Source organism: Enterococcus sp. AZ167 (assembly GCF_051714025.1).
In the GTDB taxonomy this organism is placed as follows: domain Bacteria; phylum Bacillota; class Bacilli; order Lactobacillales; family Enterococcaceae; genus Enterococcus_D; species Enterococcus_D casseliflavus.
In genome coordinates this window covers 1,330,706-1,345,513 of the sequence record NZ_JBIORB010000001.1, presented here as the reverse complement: position 1 = coordinate 1,345,513, position 14,808 = coordinate 1,330,706, and the positions used below count along the sequence as shown (strand labels likewise).

13 protein-coding genes are annotated in these 14,808 nt (G+C 44.9%); 12 read left to right on the top strand and 1 reads right to left on the bottom strand.

Annotated elements, in window-relative coordinates:
- Nucleotides 1–173: 173 nt before the first annotated feature.
- From IGJ05_RS06280 to IGJ05_RS06250, 7 genes are all read left to right on the top strand, one after another.
- Nucleotides 174–1,223, top strand: a complete 1,050-nt coding sequence (locus IGJ05_RS06280) for an FUSC family protein (RefSeq protein ID WP_005234658.1) — start codon at nucleotides 174–176, stop codon at nucleotides 1,221–1,223.
- A 238-nt stretch (nucleotides 1,224–1,461) separates the two neighbouring features.
- Nucleotides 1,462–3,531, top strand: coding sequence for a BglG family transcription antiterminator (locus IGJ05_RS06275; RefSeq protein ID WP_142972844.1), 2,070 nt, complete (start codon nucleotides 1,462–1,464; stop codon nucleotides 3,529–3,531).
- A gap of 24 nt (nucleotides 3,532–3,555) precedes the next feature.
- Nucleotides 3,556–3,858, top strand: a complete 303-nt coding sequence (locus tag IGJ05_RS06270; RefSeq protein WP_074932245.1) for a PTS sugar transporter subunit IIB — start codon at nucleotides 3,556–3,558, stop codon at nucleotides 3,856–3,858.
- 31 nt (nucleotides 3,859–3,889) lie between these two features.
- The gene (locus tag IGJ05_RS06265) at nucleotides 3,890–5,179 is read left to right on the top strand and encodes a PTS sugar transporter subunit IIC (protein ID WP_008379073.1); all 1,290 of its coding nucleotides are present in this window, start codon (nucleotides 3,890–3,892) and stop codon (nucleotides 5,177–5,179) included.
- Between the two features lie 18 nt (nucleotides 5,180–5,197).
- Entirely contained in the window at nucleotides 5,198–5,590 is a 393-nt protein-coding gene (locus IGJ05_RS06260) for a hypothetical protein (protein WP_005225457.1), read from the top strand.
- Between the two features lie 22 nt (nucleotides 5,591–5,612).
- Nucleotides 5,613–6,479: a class II fructose-bisphosphate aldolase gene (locus IGJ05_RS06255; RefSeq protein WP_010747730.1), complete on the top strand. Its 867-nt coding sequence runs from the start codon at nucleotides 5,613–5,615 to the stop codon at nucleotides 6,477–6,479.
- A complete protein-coding gene (locus IGJ05_RS06250; protein ID WP_096741468.1) occupies nucleotides 6,480–7,106 on the top strand; it encodes a zeta toxin family protein in 627 nt (208 codons plus the stop codon).
- A gap of 43 nt (nucleotides 7,107–7,149) precedes the next feature.
- Here the strand turns inward: IGJ05_RS06250 and IGJ05_RS06245 are convergent, their stop codons facing one another.
- Nucleotides 7,150–8,154, bottom strand: coding sequence for a DUF389 domain-containing protein (locus IGJ05_RS06245; RefSeq protein WP_226818218.1), 1,005 nt, complete (start codon nucleotides 8,152–8,154; stop codon nucleotides 7,150–7,152).
- A 189-nt stretch (nucleotides 8,155–8,343) separates the two neighbouring features.
- On the opposite strand from IGJ05_RS06245, the gene IGJ05_RS06240 reads away from it, so the two are divergent.
- From IGJ05_RS06240 to IGJ05_RS06220, 5 genes are all read left to right on the top strand, one after another.
- Entirely contained in the window at nucleotides 8,344–8,943 is a 600-nt protein-coding gene (locus IGJ05_RS06240; RefSeq protein WP_010747733.1) for an NUDIX hydrolase N-terminal domain-containing protein, read from the top strand.
- A 160-nt stretch (nucleotides 8,944–9,103) separates the two neighbouring features.
- Complete coding sequence (locus tag IGJ05_RS06235) at nucleotides 9,104–10,414, top strand: NCS2 family permease (protein WP_016610053.1); 1,311 nt, start codon at nucleotides 9,104–9,106, stop codon at nucleotides 10,412–10,414.
- Nucleotides 10,415–10,786: 372 nt separating this feature from the next.
- Nucleotides 10,787–11,782 carry a LacI family DNA-binding transcriptional regulator gene (locus tag IGJ05_RS06230; protein WP_010747735.1) on the top strand — a complete coding sequence of 332 codons (996 nt, stop codon included), beginning with the start codon at nucleotides 10,787–10,789 and terminating at the stop codon, nucleotides 11,780–11,782.
- 146 nt (nucleotides 11,783–11,928) lie between these two features.
- Nucleotides 11,929–13,305 (top strand): PTS transporter subunit EIIC, encoded by a 1,377-nt coding sequence (locus IGJ05_RS06225; RefSeq protein ID WP_010747736.1) that lies wholly within the window; start codon nucleotides 11,929–11,931, stop codon nucleotides 13,303–13,305.
- 42 nt (nucleotides 13,306–13,347) lie between these two features.
- Entirely contained in the window at nucleotides 13,348–14,790 is a 1,443-nt protein-coding gene (locus IGJ05_RS06220) for a glycoside hydrolase family 32 protein (RefSeq protein ID WP_262119108.1), read from the top strand.
- Nucleotides 14,791–14,808: the final 18 nt, after the last annotated feature.

The window sequence follows — 14,808 nt, the reverse complement described above, 5'->3', positions numbered from 1 at the left end:
ATGAATGAACGGTTTTCTATGAGCGATTGAGTTGATCAAGGACATCGTTGCGAGAATTTCACAAAGTTTCTGAAAAAAATTTGCATATTCATCTTTTGCTTCGTATACTAGTTTAGGACGTTGCTTATAAAACGGCTGTATCATCGTACATATTTTTTGATAGGAGGAATTGCATGAAAGACAAACGAAAAGTCTTGCGTCCGTTAGGATCAGGGTTTGCGATGGCGGTTCCTTTGTTTATAGGGATCCTCGTTCAGGACCCTTTGATAAGTTCTGTGGGGGCGATGGGGGCTTTTTCCTACTTGGCTTTTCAACATCGGTCCCTTTTTTATAATCTACGCGCCATTTTGACCCACGGCGCTGCGCTGCTGTTGGCATTTATTTTAGGCGCTGGGACAGCACTGATTCCTTGGAGCGCGCCTTTTATCATCGGTGCGTTGTCGTTTTCGGCGTTTTTGTTGTCAAAAGTGATGCGGATCCCCAAGCCCGACTATTTCTTCGTGTTGATGCTTTATGCCACCGGCTTTAATTTTCACGCAGCGCACCTTGGAGAGATCTTGCACCACAGTTCCTATTTGCTTTATGGCATCGCAGGCTCGCTGCTTGCTGGACTGGTGATTTCGTTGGCTGAACAGCTGCCGTTGAAAGAAGAAAAAACGGCCTTTCAACAACTGAGCTTGCACGAGAAATATTCGCTAGCATTATCTCAGCAACCAGAAATGGTCATCAAGGCGCTGCACTTTTCTTTGATATTGTTCATTGCGACCTACATTGCCTATCTGTTGCGGGACAGCAACGGCTATTGGATCTTGATTTCTGCTGCTGCCGTCTTGGCAGGAGAACATATGGAAAAAATCAAAAATCGCACGATCGGCAGGGTACTGGGAGGAATCGTGGGGCTGCTGCTGGGTTTCTTATTGATGTCCTTGCATATGCCCCTTGAAGCGATCGCAGTGGTATTGATCATTCTAAACATATTGACGGAGTTTTTTATGCCAGTCAATTATACCGTTGCTAATTTTTTTACCAACCCGCAAGTCCTGCTGTTAATGACCATCGGTACTAGTTTTACGCCGCTGAAATTGATCCCATTGCGTTTTTCAGGGGCATTGATCGGCAGCGTGCTGGCAATGCTGTTGATCTTTCTAATGGATTGGGCAGTAAAGCAAATGGAGCAAGCACTGGGAAACAAACCAGAAGACACGACGGATCAAACACAATAGAATAATGCACCATCATCGATAAGCAAGAGCTGTAGCTCTTGCTTTTTTTGCCTTTGATTCTCTATCTAAACGTTATCTCCATCGGATAGGAAAAATAAGGGAAATATGAAATAATCGAGCAAAGGTTCCTATTTTGAAATAGAAGCGTTTACATTTTTGCAAACTAAAGTGGCAGAAACATCTACTTTTTTTGTTGTAAGCGAAATCATATACTCAAATCAGAGAAGGAGAGAAAGTTGTGAAAAAACGAATCGTAGATGTTTTGCATCGCCTGTTAGTGACTGATTATCCACTATCCATCGAGCAACTGGCAGAAGAGACTGCAGCCAGTGGGCGGACGATCCGCAATGATTTGAATGAGATCAACACGTTTCTTGCTGACTTACACATCGGACCGATCCAAACTCTTCGAGGAAAGGGCATCCTTTTGAAACTGACCTCGAAACAGCAAGCCATCGTTTGGCAGGCATTACACGCACAACAGTCGGAATATATGACCCGTGAAGAGCGTCGTTTTGATCTGCTGCTGCATCTGACATTTTCAAAAGAGATCCTGGTGTTGAATAAAAAAGAAGAAGCGTACCAGATATCGAAAAGTAGCATGGATGAAGACATGCGCCGTTTGCGGGCGGACATCAATAAATATGGCATTGAGATCATCAGCCTAGGAAAAAAAGGACTGCGGTTGAATGGATCGGAACGAGCGATTCGGACGATGATTTTTGACATCATCAATCAGCGGATCGGTAGGTTGCCACTTGATAAACAGACCCCAGATTTAGTCTTTACGAAATTGCTTTATCGCTATTTGCCGCAAAAAGAAATCAAACAGATCCAACTAGTGATGCAAGCAGTGTTGCCGCCAAATCAAAATGAGTTGTATAGCAGCCAAATCTTATTGTTTACCGCCATTTGGCTGATGCGTATCAGAATGAAGGAATTTATCACTCGCATGAACTGGTCTACTTCTAGCAATCAGCTCCAAGGATCAGCCTATATCCAGGCGATCGCTGAAACCTTTTCGATCGAGCCACCAGAAATCGAAGTCAACTATCTTTCTTTCATCATCGAGTCACTGAACTTTAAAGATTTGTCCAATTCCATCGAATGGGCACATGCGCAACTTTTGTCGCTGCAGCTGATCCAATTTGTCGAATGCCAAACCAAGATCCCTTTTAGTAAAAAGGAAGAAGAGCTGTTAGAGGGATTGTATAAACATATGGCAGCGCTGATCGTTCGAGCCAAGAGCGGCATTCAAGTACCCAATCCGATCAAAGAGACTGTTCGCAAAAATTATGGACAAATCTACCAAGCCGTCAAGGGCTTCGCCCCCACGATCGAAGAGATCGTCGGTCAACCACTATCAGAAGATGAACTGACATTTCTCGTGATCCATTTTTCTACAGCCCTAAGTTCATTGAACCACGAGCTCATTACGAGCTATAAGGCGGTCGTCGTCTGTAACCATGGAATGGCAACCGGCAATCTGCTGGCAGCCAGCCTCAAGGAGAAGTTTCCAGAAGTAGAAGTTGCGGCAGTCTTGAATTCACAAGAAGTCAATTTGATTACGAAATTCGATGTGGATCTGGTTTTTTCAACCTATGAGATCGATTATCGAGAAAAGCCGGTATTACTGATCCCACCGATCATCAATGAAGAAAATCACCAAGTGATCCGCCGTTTCTTAAACAACAATGAACAATTCAAGCGGATCGCCTTTGACCAAAAAAATGCCACGCTGTTCTTCAATCAGTTGCTTACAGTGATTGAAGAAAGCGGCGGGACAGTCGATGCTGCCGCCTATCGCAAATTGACACACTTGTTTGAACAAAATCAATTAGCCATTAATGCAAGGGAGATTCAGCCAATGTTAAAAGATGTTTTATCCGCTAATCATATTCAATTAAACGTTCCTGTTCAAAATTGGGAAGAAGCCATTGAACGCTCTGCGCAGCCGCTAGTAAAAGAACAGATCATCGAAAAACGCTATATCGAGGCAATGGTTGCGGCGGTGGAGGAATACGGGCCTTATATCGTCATTGGCAAACATTTGGCGTTGGCGCATGCACGACCAGAAGATGGCGCCCAGCAGTTGGGTGTGAGTGTCCTCACCTTGGCGCCGCCAGTCGCATTTGGGAACCCAGAAATGGACCCCGTCAAAATCATTTTTTGCTTGGCTGCGGTGGACTCCTACTCTCATCTTGCCATCATGAAGGAATTGATCGAACTGATCAATGATGAAGAAAAAGTCACGCAGTTGCTGGCTTGCTCTACGATTGAAGCGTTTCAATCATTGCTATTTTCATAAAAAACAAGAAAAGGGGAAAAAATCATGAACAAATTATCGATCTTATTCGTATGCGGTGCAGGTCTTGGCAGCAGCTTTGCGGCTCAGATGTCAACAGAAGATGTCTTAACGAAATTAGGAGTGGAGGCGAAATTGGATCATGTCGATATCTCATCAGCGGTATCAATGAAACCAGACATCATCATTACGGCAGAGAATTTCCGAACGCAATTTGAAAAGTTTGCCTTGGACCCGACAACCGCAATCATTTATTTACGCAACATCGTTTCAAAACCAGAAATCGAAGAAAAAATCACCCCAGTATTAAAGGAAAAAGGTGCACTGTAAGGAAGAGGCATGACGAAGGGAGTTTGAAAAAATGGGCATCATCAATTTTATCATTGATAATATTTTAACGCAGGCATCGATCACGATCGCTTTGATCGCGATGTTAGGGCTGCTGCTTCAGAAAAAGTCAGCAGGTCAAGTCATTTCAGGAAGTTTGAAGACGCTATTGGGCTTCCAGGTTTTAAGCGCTGGTTCTAGCATCATCGTCGGTAGTTTGACCTATTTCGGCGAGATTTTCACAGAAGGATTCGACATGCAAGGCATAATTCCTTCCATCGAAGCCATCAACGGGCAAGCGATGAATGAGTTGGGCTTGGGTCGGGACATAGCGCTGACATTTTTAGCCATCTTTGTTTTTAATATTTTATTGGCACGCTTTACAAAATGGAAATATATCTTCTTAACGGGTCAAGCCATTTTATGGATGGCGACCATGACGACGGTCTTTGGCTATTTCGCTGGTTTACGCGGCGTTGTCTTGATTCTTGTCGGTGGGTTGATTGGGGCGATCTTTGCCGTAGCGATGCCAGCGATGGCTCAGCCCATCATCCGCAAAGTCACTGGGTCAGACGACATTGCACTCGGACATTTCTGTACGATCGGCTACCTCTTTGAAGCAGGCGTTGCCTATCTGTTTGGAGAAAGAGGCGAGAAGAAAAAATCGATCGAAGACATCAAACTGCCACGTTCTTTTGAATTTTTACAAGATACCTATCTTTCTGTCATGGTCGTGATGGTTCCACTGTATATCGTGACGGTCTTGTTTGCTGGAGAAACCTTTGCTTCTACGCTCTCTGGTGATCAAAATTACATCATGTATGCCTTCTTACAAGCCATTCAATTCGTGGTTGGGGTCTATGTTTTGTTAGCAGGCGTTCGGTTGCTCTTAGGCGAGATCGTCCCTGCGTTTCGTGGGATCGCCATGAAATTGGTGCCTGATGCAAAACCAGCACTCGATTGCCCAGTGTTCTTCCCATATAGCCCAAATGCAGTTATTTTAGGCTTCATTACTACAACGATTGGGACAGTCATCGCCATGTTCGTTTTACCAGTCTTTGGCTTGGCGATGATCTTGCCAGGGATGCTGACGAACTTCTTTGCAGGCGGTACCGCTGGGATCTTCGGCAATGCGGTCGGTGGACGTCGAGGGGCGATCATCGGAGGGATCTTTCACGGCTTCTTCATTACGTTACTGCCAGCCCTACTTGTAACGATCTTCAATCAAATGGGCTTTGTTAACGCTACGGCAACTGATGTGGATACCGTTACGGCAGCCTTGCTATATGCTTGGATCATCAGTCCCTTATTGAAAAACTTTTAATCGCTAGGAGGAAGACCTATGTTCTCTTTTTTCAAAAAAGAAAAAAAGCCCACAGAAACACCAGCGGTTCCTTTGACCGCTGAAGAAAGCCAAGAGGCAGAAGCGCTTATTGCAAATCTAGAAAGTCAGTTGCAAGCAGAAACTGACATCGACGAACAAGCAAAATTGTATGAAGCGTTAGGCTTGGCGCAGGCAAAACTTTCCCGCACAGAAGAAGCGATCGACGCATTGGAAAAAAGCTTGCAGGCGAAAAAATCGATCGGGGACGGCTACAAAAAACTGATGTCCCTTTACAATGCTCAGCGTGCCGCCGCCGCACGAAACGGCGACGATGCAAAGATCGACTATTACATGGACAAAATGGAAGAAATGCGGCAAATCGCCAAACAACTTACGATCAGCGGCAATTAAACTAGACGAGGTGGAATCAAGGATGTATACAACATTAAAAGAAGTAACGAAAACAGCAGAAGCATTGAATTTTACAGTGGGGGCTTTTAATACCCATAATTTAGAAATGCTGCCAAGTATGCTGCGGGCAGCCAAAGAGATGGGGGCACCCATCATCATTCAAACAAGTATCGATACGGCGAAATACATCGGCTATGATGTCTTGGTCAATGTCGTCAAAACGATTGCCGATCACGAGCTAGTAGATGCTGTCTTGCATTTGGATCATGCCAGAGATTTCGATGAGATCAAAGCGGCGATTGATAGCGGCTATAGCTCGGTGATGTATGATGGCTCGCATTTGCCCTTCAAAGAAAACATTTTGAAAACGCGCGCAGTCGTAGAATACGCTCATGCCCATGGGGTGTCCGTCGAAGGAGAACTAGGAACGATCGGCGGCACAGAAGAAGGCATTCATGTGGAAGAAGACGATAAAGTCTTCACACGCCCAGAAGATGCGGTAGAGTTTGTCGCTGCTACTGGCGTCGATGCGCTAGCCATCGCTATCGGAACCAATCACGGTCAATTCCGCTCCAAAACCGAAGTGAATGTTGAGTTATTGAAGGAGATCCATGCAGTCGTCGACGTGCCGCTAGTCATTCATGGAGGAACTGGCGTCAAAGAAGAAGATTATCCTGAATTGATCAATAACGGCATTCGCAAGTTTAATGTAGGTACTGAATTGTTGGTCAATTGGACGAAGATTGCGAAAGAAAATTTTGGGGCAACGGAAGTCAACAAATCTTTGCGCCACAACGTGATCCCATCCAATGAAGCCATCAAAGAAATCGTCAAGCACAAGATCGGCCTTTTCATGAATACGAAAGCGCCGACTGCGATCGGCAAATAGATGGTACGCAAAAAGATGCTTGTTTTATTAGCAGGCAGCCCTGGAACTGGAAAAAGTTATTTACTGAATCTGTTGAAGAAACGTTTTCCTGATCTTTTCGCTCTTACGCCAGATGAAATCAAAGAGTGCTATGCCGAATCCCTCGGCTTTGATTCATTGGCAGAAAAAGCCCAGATCGAAAAGCAGTATGTTTGGCCTTTTTACTATCAGGCATTGGGCTTGTACATGTCTTTAGGAAAACGCTTGGTGGTCTCGGAATACCCTTTTAGTGAAAAACAGAAGCCATTGCTGACTTTTCTCGCCCAAAGCTATGGCTATGACTGCTTGACCATACGTTTGACAGCTTCTTTTGAAACCTTATGGGAAAGACGTTACTTACGTGATCGAGCGGATGACCGCCATTTGAGTTTTATCATGGAACGGTACCATTACGGGGATGTACTGGAAGATAGACAAGCTGCAACCAACCATATAACCAAAGAAGCGTTTCGGCAAATCATCACTGATCGCCGTTACGATGACTTTCAGTTAGGAGCGCTTATCGAAGTCAATGTGGAAGATTACGAGCAAGTGGATTATCGCCCGTTGATCGAGAGAATCGCTGAACAACTCAATGACTCAAATTGAAGAAAAACAGGCGCTACACCTGAAAAGGGCAGCGCCTGTTTTTTTAGTCTAAGCCCAAAAATTTCGAAGTTCCTTGGTTTTGGACTTGGAGGATTTCGGCTAATACTTTGGCATCAAATTGCCCCTCTTTATTGGCAGAATAGACATTGACCTTGAGCTGGTAGTCGGGCAAAGCATAGTTTTCAAGACTTGCTTCAAGCTGCGCGACCGCTTGTTTCGAGAGTGGTTCACCGACGAGTTTTAATTCAAGGGATTGTTTCTGCTCATTAAGTGTTTGCTCCAGCAAATAATGTTCCCCCAGTTTGGCTTCTACAAAACGCTTGGCATGGTATTCCACGATGGTCGTTTGGATCGTCGTATAAACGAAGAAACTGCCAATGACCGTGATCGGTAAGGCAACCACGGCAAACTTCCACCATTTTTGGTGACGGAAATCCCCATACTGCAACAGCCAGATGGTAATGAACAAGGAAAAACAAATCAAAAAGGAATTGGTGAAGAAGAGTTGAGCAGACTCCCATGAAATCGAATAGTCTTTGATCGACAGCCCATAACCCGTCACACAAAGCGGCAAAATCAGGGACGTCCCGATGGAGACACCGATAATGACATCGTTGTCGCGGCCTCTGACTTTGGCAAAAGCCAGTGCTGAACCACCGATCAATGCGATGCAAATATCCCAAATCGTCGCAGACGTCTGGGTCATGATTTCAGGGGTTGTATCTTTGACTGGCGTGAGTAAGAAAAAGGCAAATGAGATGATAAGTACGATGATGACTTGGATGCTAAAGACCAGCAGCCCTTTTTTGACTAAGCGCAAGTGGGAAAGACCTAAACCAAAGCCGATCCCGTTGATCCCATTTAAAAGTGGCGAAATCAACATCGCCCCGATAATCGAGGTAGTGGAATTGTAATTCAAACCAATCGAAGCAATCAGCGTTGCACAAACTAAAAGTGCATAGACGAGCATCGTTTGGTCCATATCTTTTTGAATTTTTCCAATCAATTGTTCTTTGGAAACTAAATCAGGCGTTAAGTTCACCTTCATCATCCTTTCTGAGAAAAATCGTTCTGCTCTTTTCATTGTCCCTTAAATCGGCTGATTTTACAAAAATCTGCGTTTATCAGGCGATGGCAGCAACGAGAATTCAATGATTGGGTTGCCAATCTTTTGCAAAACCGCCGAATTCCTCTAGAATAAGAAGCATAACAGAGAAATGGAAAAGGCGGGGAATGGATGAAAGATTATTTTGCGCAATACAAACGCCTGTTATCGATCGCTGAAGCAGGTTTGTACTATGGCAAAGATGTGTACGATAAGGAACGTTACCAAGAGATCAAAGAGTTGGCATTGCATTTGATGAGTACCGTCGTGGATCAAGACGCAGCTGCGTTGACCCTTTTAACAGAAAAAAATGAGGGCTATCCTACGCCCAAAGTCGATGTACGAGCATTGATCCAAAAAGACGAAAAAATCTTGCTGGTGGAAGACAGCCTGACGAAAGAATGGTCACTGCCAGGAGGCTATGCAGAAATTGGCTTGACGCCACGGGAAAACATCAAAAAAGAAGTGCTGGAAGAAACTGGCTTACTCGTTGAGGTCAAGGAGCTGCGAGCAATTTTTGATACGAATCTAAGACCAGACATTCCGCAAGTGTTTCAATACTATAAGCTGGTCTTTGCCTGTGATGTTTTGGCAGGGGACTTCATCAAAAACAGTGAAACCTCCAACAGCGATTACTTTTCGTTGAAGGAGCTGCCGAAGCTTTCCATCAAGCGCACCACCAAGGAACAACTGGAGCAATTGGTGAATGAGAAGTCGTTACACGTTGATTAAAAACAGCTAAGGGTAAGATGTTGGAAAAAGCGTTTTATTGGTTTTTTTAACTGGATAATATTTACTTGCAGATAAAGTTGGTTTATGATTGATTTCGTCGTTTTCATTATAAAAAATCAAGCAATGGCGACACCTTTGCTTGATTGCTGGAGGAGTAAAAATGAAGAATCAAATCAATTCCTTTTTTGGGCTGGATGCCTTACAAACAACGGTCAAACGAGAAATCTTAGCTGGTTTTACCACCTTTATCTCGATGGCCTATATTTTATTCGTCAATCCAACGGTCCTTGGGGCATCTGGGATGGACGAAGGTGCCGTCTTTACGGCAACGGCGTTAGCCAGCGCATTGGGCTGTATCTTGATGGGGGTTTTAGCAAAATACCCGATCGCTACGGCACCCGCATTAGGGATCAACGCCTTCTTTTCTTATTCAGTCTGTATTGGAATGGGGGTTCCATGGCAAACAGCATTAGCGGGTGTGTTTGTGGCATCACTGATTTTCATCGTGATCACGATCTTCAAATTACGGGAGCTGATCATTGATGCGATCCCTGCTGATTTAAAATACGCCATCTCTGGCGGGATCGGTCTGTTCATCGCCTTTTTGGGATTGAGCGAAGGCGGGATCATCGTTTCCGATGATTCGACCCTTGTGGCACTAGGGTCATTGAGTGTCGGTACGACGTGGCTGACGATTTTTGGTTTAGTGATCACTGCCGTCTTGATGGTTCGCAGAGTTCCTGGTGGAATTTTTATCGGGATGGCCGCAACAACTGTTTTAGGTCTTTTGACTGGCTTGATCCAAGCACCATCCAGTATCGTTTCTGCTGCACCGAGTATTTCTTCCACATTCTTAGTGGCGCTAAACCATGTAGGAGACATCAACTCCCTGCAAATGTGGGTCGTAGTACTGACTTTCTTACTCGTCACTTTCTTTGATACGGCAGGCACCTTGGTGGGACTTGCCAATCAAGCGGGCTTTATGAAAGACAACAAAATGCCGCGGGTCGGCAAAGCACTTGCTTCTGACTCCACCGCCATGCTCGCTGGTTCTTTATTAGGGACCTCACCAGTAGGCGCATATGTCGAATCCTCCGCTGGGATCGCCGTGGGCGGTCGCTCTGGCTTGACTGCCGTGACGACTGGAGTTTTCTTCTTGTTCGGCTTGTTCTTTTCACCATTGCTATCCGTTGTTACTTCCCAAGTGACGGCACCAGCACTGATCGTCGTAGGCGTGCTGATGGCACAATCGCTACGAGAAATCAAATGGCACGAAATGGAAATCGCAATCCCAGCCTTCTTGATTCTACTAGGCATGCCGTTGACCTACAGTATCTCCGATGGGATCGCCTTGGGCTTCATCTTTTACCCAATCACCATGTTAGCAGCCAAACGGGGCAAAGAAGTCTCACCAATCATGTACGGCTTGTTCTTTGTCTTTCTTGGGTTTATGTGGATTTTGAATGTGTGAGAGAGACGTTTTAATGTAAACTTAGGATAGGATTTCAAGTAATAAAAAACCAGTTAAGCGTGGCTTAGCTGGTTTTTTATTATATGTCGCTTGCTATAAAAATGTTCAGAATTGAATAAGGATTTACTATCCGTGGTTTATATGCCGACGAATCAGGGCGTTGTATTGCTTAAAAAATATACTCAATGATCTGATCGATTTTCGCCATATCTTGTAAAGGGAGGTTTTAGTTTCTCTACCATTCATTGATTGTAAGATTACTTTGAAGTGAAACTTCATTCCAAAACCGCCCATCCCAACAATTTTCACGCAAAACCTGCGCTTTTCTTTCTGTTATTGTTATAATAAAAGAAAACGCAAAGGTGGGAAATCATGACAACGATCAAGGACATTGCTGAAAAGGCGGGAGTAGCGAAAAGTACGGTTTCCCGCTATCTGAACAATGGCTATATCAGTGAAGAAAAGCGCAAAAAAATTGATCAGATCATTGCTGAAACTGGCTATCGCCCCAATACATTTGCTCGTTCGCTGAAAGCCCAAGACACGAAATTGCTGGGCGTGATCATTCCTCGACTGAATTCACCATCGACAAATGATGTGTTGAAAGGGATCGATACGACGGCACGGGAAAACGGCTATCAAATGCTGATCACCAACTCTGATCAAAGCGATGAACGGGAATTAGAAAATATCGAAATGCTGGTTAAACAAAAAGTAGCAGGGATGATCCTGTTTGCGCGCAAAATCACACCGCAGCTGCAAGCGGTGCTGGCAGAGGTTCCTATGCCTGTTTTATTGTTAGGTCAACAGTTAGCTGGCATTCATTCCATCGTCCATGAAGATTATCAAGCTGGCAAAACCATGGCAGAATATGCAGTCAGCGCTGGCCACCGACGTTATTTATTTGTTGGTGTCAGCGAAAATGATTATGCGGTAGGTGTCTTGCGGAAAAAAGGGTTTCTTGATGTCTTGGCACAAACGCCCAACGTCAAAGTCGACTTTATCGAAACGTCCTTTTCAAGAAGAGAAACGTACCAAAAAGCCCTTGTGTTCTTGAAAGATCAATCGGCAACGTACATCGCCTGTGCTACCGACAATATTGCTGTTGCTGTATTGAAAGCCGCCCATGAACTAGGGTATCAAGTGCCGCAAGACTTTTCCTTAAACGGCTTTGGCGGCTATGATTCGACGGATTATGTCTATCCGACCATCACAACGACCCAATATCCCTATGTCCAATTAGGCATCGATGCCGTCTTAACGATCCAAAAACTGACGCAAGGGGAAGAGGTTCCTGAGGTGATCGAATTACCGAATAGATTAGTGGTCAAACAGTCGACTGCCAAGCTTGACAAGCAGGAGAAATAAAGCAAACATTTTTAGAGAAAACAGGACGTCCAGTCGCGGCGTTCTGTTTTTTTATTTTCTTTGCTTGCAATTGCAAACGGTTTCTGTTAATCTACAAATGTAGAACCGGTTCCACAAATGGACCGACGATCAAAGGAGTGGGAAAAATGAAGGAACAAAAAACGATCGACCAAGTGTTAGAAGCTGTTGGCGGCAAAGAAAATGTCAAAAACTTTGAACACTGTGCCACACGTTTGCGCTTGATTTTGAAAGACGATCAGTTAGTAGATAAAGACAAAGCGGAAGCAGTTGAGGGCAGCAAGGGCTATTTTTTCAACACGGGACAGCATCAGTTCATTTTTGGAACAGGGAAAGTCAATGAAGTTTATCAAACCTTCGCAGCAGAAATGGGCAATGACGCCTCCGCTGATAAAGCTGGCTTCAAAGACGATGTCTATTCGAATCTGTCACCCGTCCAAAAAGTTGTCCGCACGTTGTCAGATGTCTTGGTGCCATTGATTCCAGCTTTGGTAACGACGGGGCTTTTGATGGGGATTCGGGGATTATTGACCGAGTTGGGGGTCACTTATAGTGCTGACTGGTTAGCTATGTTTGAAATGTTAACGGATACAGCGTTTGCCTTTTTACCTGTTTTGATCGCCTATAGTGCGACGAAAAAATTCGGCGGTAATCCGATCATTGGGATCGTGGTAGGATTGATGATGGTGGCACCGCAATTGCCGAACGCTTGGGCAGTTGCCAGCGGGGATGCAGAGCCATTGCACTTATTCGGTTTATCGATCTCTGGGTATCAAGGGTCGATTTTTCCAGCAATTATTGTCGGGCTCTTAGTTTCTAAGCTAGAAAAATGGTTCCGTAAATTTGTTCCGCAAATGATGGACTTGATTGTGACACCATTCTTAACGATTGTCATTACTTTAGGTTTGATTTTGTTTGCGTTAGGACCAATCTTGCAAGTAGCTGAAAGAGCAGTCATCAACAGTATCGTCTACTTGGTGCAAGCACCATTGGGCATCGGTTATATCATTTACGGAGGGGTTCAGCAAGTGATCGTGATCACTGGATTGCACCATTCGTTAAGTATTATTGAGTTAGGGTTATTGAATACGACAGGCGAAAACGTCCTACAAGTCTTAGGTACAGCAAGTATGGCGGGACAATTTGGGGCAGCGATTGCTGCGGCATTTATTTATAAAAACAAAGTCAAACGCTCAAATGCCATCAGTGCGGCGGTTCCAACCTTATTTGGGATCACGGAACCTTTACTATTTGGGGTCAACTTACGCTCGATGCGCATTTTTGGCGCAGGCATGCTGGGAGGCGCAGTCGGCGGGTTTGCGACGTATGTCTTCCAATTAGCTGCCACTGGGATGGGCATCACTTTTATACCAGGACTGTTGTTGTATACTGGAGATTTCGGTGCCATGCTGAAATACGTTGTCGTGATTTTGATTGCCTTTGGTGTCGGTTTTGCTGGTGTCCAATTGCAGCGCAAACCGCTAGCCAAAGAGTTGAACCAATAAATAATCCCTTGCTGTTCATCGCAAGAGAAAAGAGGTACCACATTGTTAACGAAGGAATACTGGGCACAGCTTGCCCAAACCCAAAACGATTTAGCAGAAAAAATCAGTGCTGATGCGTGGCGCTTGAACTATCATTTGATGCCAGAAACAGGATGGATGAACGACCCGAATGGTCTTTGCCAATTCAAAGGCGTGGTTCATTTTTACCATCAATATGTACCGCAAACACCCCATGGCGGGGAACCACCCCACTGGGGACACAAAACGTCGACGGATTATGTCACGTTTCAAGAAGAAGCGCTGTTTCTTTCTCCCGAACACGACTATGACAAAGATGGGGTCTACTCGGGTTCTGCCTTTATCGAGAATGACACGATCCATTTCTTCTATACTGGGAATGTCAAACATCCTGGTGATCATGACTATACCTTTAGTGGACGAGAACAAAACACGGTCCATGTAATCAGCAAAGACGGCTATACCGTCGAAAAGCAAGAAGTCGTGATTCCTCATGAGGACTACCCTGAAGGATTTACCGATCATATTCGTGACCCAAAGGTTTTTGCCCACGAAGACACCTACTATATGCTGCTAGGCGCGCGTACGTTGGAAAACGAAGGCAAAATTTTGATTTATGAATCGACGGATTTAAATGAATGGACCTATCGAGGAATCTTTTTCGGTGAGGACTATGCTCTAGGCTACATGTGGGAATGCCCAGACTACTTCCATTTAGATGGCAAAGATGTGTTGGTCTTCTCACCGCAAGGCTTGGCAGCCAAAGAACATGCCTACCAAAATATTCATCAATCAGGGTATCTGATTGGTGAGGTGGATTGGGAAACCCTGACGTTTAAAGAAACTTCTGCGTTTCGTGAACTTGATTATGGGTTTGACTTCTATGCCCCGCAAACCTTTGAAGATGAGCAGAAACGTCGGATCTTGTGGGGCTGGATGGGGCTAGGGGATACCAGTCCTGAATACAGCAATCCTACGATCCCTCGCGGATGGCAGCATGCCGCAACGCTGCCAAGACAGCTTTCTGTCAAAAATGACCAGTTGTATCAACAACCTTTGCCAGAATTCCAAAAATTACGAGACAAGCAAGTCAGCCAAAAAATTGTGCTTTCAGAGAAACCGCAGCACTTGTCTCTCGATGAATTGGCATATGAGTTGCAAGTTACGGCGGAAGCCCCATTGCAGCAGTTCCAGCTGGGGCTTTTGCAAGATACGACTTTGGCTTATGAAGCTGGTGTCTTCACGATCCATCATGGCGTTTCTGGCTACGGTCGTAAACAGCGCAGTGTCAAGGTCGATGAACTGACGCAGCTGCAGATTTTTGTCGATACGTCTTCGATTGAGATCTTTCTAAATGGCGGGCAATATTGTTTGACCTCTCGCGTGTATCCCAAACGGACCGAGGCGATCGCTCTCAGCGGAACCGGCACGGTTTGTGTCAATGCTTGGGCATTGGCGAAAAATTAAAGCAACGATCCGAAAACG